This is a genomic window from Romboutsia sp. 1001713B170207_170306_H8, assembly GCF_015550495.1.
Taxonomy (GTDB): domain Bacteria; phylum Bacillota; class Clostridia; order Peptostreptococcales; family Peptostreptococcaceae; genus Romboutsia_E.
Genome location: NZ_JADNAX010000032.1, coordinates 1 through 2,554 on the forward strand (window position 1 = coordinate 1; position 2,554 = coordinate 2,554).

General features: G+C 37.8%; 2 protein-coding genes, 11 tRNA genes and 1 rRNA gene. All 14 read left to right on the forward strand.

The genetic code is table 11. From position 1 onward, the window contains the following. Positions 1-113: 113 nt before the first annotated feature. Positions 114-189: transfer RNA gene (locus I2A66_RS16670), tRNA-Lys, on the forward strand. 30 nt (positions 190-219) lie between these two features. Next, positions 220-308, forward strand: a tRNA-Ser gene (locus tag I2A66_RS16675). A 4-nt stretch (positions 309-312) separates the two neighbouring features. After that, positions 313-388, forward strand: a tRNA-Phe gene (locus I2A66_RS16680). A gap of 7 nt (positions 389-395) precedes the next feature. Then, a tRNA-Met gene (locus I2A66_RS16685) sits at positions 396-472 on the forward strand. Positions 473-487: 15 nt separating this feature from the next. Continuing rightward, positions 488-564: transfer RNA gene (locus I2A66_RS16690), tRNA-Ile, on the forward strand. A gap of 9 nt (positions 565-573) precedes the next feature. After that, positions 574-650, forward strand: a tRNA-Pro gene (locus I2A66_RS16695). Between the two features lie 10 nt (positions 651-660). Further along, a tRNA-His gene (locus tag I2A66_RS16700) sits at positions 661-737 on the forward strand. A gap of 7 nt (positions 738-744) precedes the next feature. Beyond that, a tRNA-Lys gene (locus tag I2A66_RS16705) sits at positions 745-820 on the forward strand. Positions 821-836: 16 nt separating this feature from the next. Further along, positions 837-910 (forward strand) — tRNA-Cys (locus tag I2A66_RS16710). Between the two features lie 3 nt (positions 911-913). Further along, positions 914-990 (forward strand) — tRNA-Arg (locus I2A66_RS16715). Positions 991-999: 9 nt separating this feature from the next. Beyond that, positions 1,000-1,075 (forward strand) — tRNA-Val (locus I2A66_RS16720). A 161-nt stretch (positions 1,076-1,236) separates the two neighbouring features. Beyond that, the gene (locus I2A66_RS16725; RefSeq protein WP_122641385.1) at positions 1,237-1,491 is read left to right on the forward strand and encodes a DUF2508 family protein; all 255 of its coding nucleotides are present in this window, start codon (positions 1,237-1,239) and stop codon (positions 1,489-1,491) included. A gap of 18 nt (positions 1,492-1,509) precedes the next feature. Further along, positions 1,510-1,923, forward strand: a complete 414-nt coding sequence (locus tag I2A66_RS16730) for a hypothetical protein (protein WP_122641384.1) — start codon at positions 1,510-1,512, stop codon at positions 1,921-1,923. Positions 1,924-2,309: 386 nt separating this feature from the next. Beyond that, positions 2,310-2,554, forward strand: a 16S ribosomal RNA gene (locus I2A66_RS16735); the annotation flags it as partial.

Genomic DNA, 2,554 nt, shown 5'->3' on the forward strand with positions numbered 1-2,554 from the left:
GATTCGCCAAGTCGGTAAGGCATAGCACTTTGACTGCTACATGCGTAGGTTCGAGTCCTGCATCCCCTGCCAACTTAATTTCAACTAAGAGTATGACATCATAGTAATTCTATGGCTCATTAGCTCAGTTGGTAGAGCACCTGACTCTTAATCAGGGTGTCCCGAGTTCGAGACTCGGATGGGTCACCAATTAAGACAACAAGTGTAAAACATAAAAACGGAGAGGTGTCCGAGTGGTTTAAGGAGCTGGTCTTGAAAACCAGTGATGCTTAACGGCACCGTGGGTTCGAATCCCACCCTCTCCGCCAAAATGCCCAGATAGCTCAGTCGGTAGAGCAGGGGACTGAAAATCCCCGTGTCGGTGGTTCGATTCCGCCTCTGGGCACCATAAATGTGGCGGTATAGCTTAGTTGGCTAGAGCGTTCGGTTCATACCCGAAAGGTCACAGGTTCGACTCCTGTTACCGCTACCAATTTAATTTAAAGATGGACCATTAGCTCAGTTGGTTAGAGCGCCCGGCTCATAACCGGTAGGTCTGGGGTTCGAGTCCCTGATGGTCCACCACTTAAATCTCGAGGTGTAGCGCAGTTTGGTAGCGCACTTGGTTTGGGACCATGGGGCCGGGGGTTCGAGTCCCTTCACCTCGACCATTAAAATATGGTGGGTATAGCTCAGTTGGTTAGAGCGCCAGATTGTGGCTCTGGAGGTCGTGAGTTCGACTCTCATTATCCACCCCATATACGTGATCCATTAGCTCAGTCGGTAGAGCACCTGACTTTTAATCAGGGTGTCCCGCGTTCGAGTCGCGGATGGATCACCATTTTATATATAAATAAGGCGACATAGCCAAGTGGTAAGGCAGTGGACTGCAACTCCTTGATCTCCAGTTCGAATCTGGATGTCGCCTCCAAATGCGCCTATAGCTCAACTGGATAGAGTGTCTGACTACGAATCAGAAGGTTAGGGGTTCGAGTCCCTTTGGGCGCACCATATTCTCCTGGGATTATAGCTCAGCTGGGAGAGCACCTGCCTTACAAGCAGGGGGTCACAGGTTCGAGCCCTGTTAATCCCACCAGTAACCTCTAGTGATTGCACTAGAGGTTTTTTTTATTCATTTTACTAATTGAAATTTTTGATACTCCAAAGTGTTTTTAAGCTATTAAATAACTTTAATATGTATATGAATCATATAAAATGTCAAGATTTATAATACAAGTTATGTAAGGAGGCTTTAAAATGTCAAGGAGAAATAGATTAAAAGATAGTAATTTAGAAAATGAAAGAATAATCAACGAAATAAAACAAGCTCAAAAAGAAATACAACACGCAGAAAATTTTTTTCAAAATGCAACAGAAAATGAATTAATCGATGTAGCAATTTATGAATTAGAATCAAAAAAATCTAAATATCAATATTTGATAAAAATAGCCAAAGAGAAGGGGATTAGAAGGTCTGTAAAGGAATATTTAATTGAATCAATGGCTAAATAGTATTAAGGAGATGAGGATTTGTACGTAATATTTGGAAATGAAATAGTAGATAGTGAAGAAATTAAAGAGCTTATAAAGGATAATAGTGATTTTATAGTAGAAACTGATATGTCTAAAGCTACAAAGAGAGAAGATGTTATAGCTTATAGATTAAGTATATGTATAGATACTTTAAAACAATACATAGAAGAAGATTTTGGATTAGAATCAATAGACGATGAAGAATTATTTGATGAACTAATGAGTATGGCGGATGAAACAGCTATGGAATTAGAAGAAGTTATGCCACCAGAAAGTATAATAAATGCAAGAGCATATAAGTGGGATAATTCAGATGATGCAATAAAAGTAATTATAGCTATATGTAATGAAGAATTAGGTGAATTAAAACTTGCTGATGTTACAAAAAGACTATTATCTCAAATAGATTAATAATAAGTATAGAGGATAGATAATTAAATGCGTATGACTTCTATCCTCTTATATTAGATTTTATATACTTAAATAAATAATGTATAATAATTGAAATTTAAGGCAAAATAAATAAAAATATTATTTTTAATAATAAAAAATAAAAAAGTATTGACTAAATAATATATAAATGATATATTATTACTTGTCCAAGAGATACAGATAAAAATAAAACGAAAGAAAGTGTTGACAAGATTGAAATAACTTGTTAAGATAAGTAAGTCGAAACAATGAACTTTGAAAATTAAACAGTAGGTTAATTTATAAATTTATTCTTATTTAAGAATTAAAACACAAACAACCAAGCCAGATATTCAGATAATGATTAGCTGAGCAATGGACAACTTTTATTTGAGAGTTTGATCCTGGCTCAGGATGAACGCTGGCGGCGTGCCTAACACATGCAAGTCGAGCGAACTTCTTCGGAAGTGAGCGGCGGACGGGTGAGTAACGCGTGGGTAACCTGCCCTATACACACGGATAACGTACCGAAAGGTACGCTAATACGAGATGACATATTTTTATCGCATGATAGAAATATCAAAGCTCCGGCGGTATAGGATGGACCCGCGTCTGATTAGCTAGTTGGTAA

Coding starts and splice junctions, on each gene's coding strand:
- I2A66_RS16725 (WP_122641385.1), top strand. CDS start 1,237: ATGTCAAGGAGAAATAGATTAAAAGATAGTAATTTAGAAAATGAAAGA.